This is a genomic window from Domibacillus sp. PGB-M46, from assembly GCF_022668875.1.
In the GTDB taxonomy this organism is placed as follows: Bacteria; Bacillota; Bacilli; order Bacillales; family Domibacillaceae; genus Domibacillus.
Window position 1 is genome coordinate 1 of the sequence record NZ_JAKGCR010000077.1, and the last position, 404, is coordinate 404.

The following is a 404-nucleotide window of genomic DNA, read 5'->3' on the forward strand; positions in this document are numbered from 1 at the left end:
TTGCTGCGGCGCACGGTGACACGCTTAATGTCGCCTTCGATGTTTCGGGACTTGGAGAAACGAATCCAGCCGAGTTTTGGCAGCTGAATGCGGTTATCTATCATTTTAATATTGTTGTTTGTCATTTTGGTCGTATAGCCCTGGACCGGGTTTTTCTTGCTTTTAAATGTTGGGTGGCCCTTAAAGTCATACGCCGTTGGCGTATAGCCTTCTGCCCATTTTTTTGCGGCTCTTTTTTTTAATTCTTTTTTTGGCTGATCCTTATATTTTTTGAATCCTTCATACTGATATTCGATGCTTGCCTGAAGAGCAATACTGTCAGAACCGGACAACCATTTGAATGTTTCTTTTAGCCCAGGGAGAAGCTTTTTGGCAGCTGTTTCTGTATACCGTTTTTTTGTTTT

General features: G+C 42.1%; 1 pseudogene. It reads right to left on the minus strand.

Annotation, left to right across the window (positions count from 1 at the left end):
• A pseudogene (locus L2D08_RS23660) lies at window positions 1–404 on the minus strand (hypothetical protein); the annotation flags it as partial.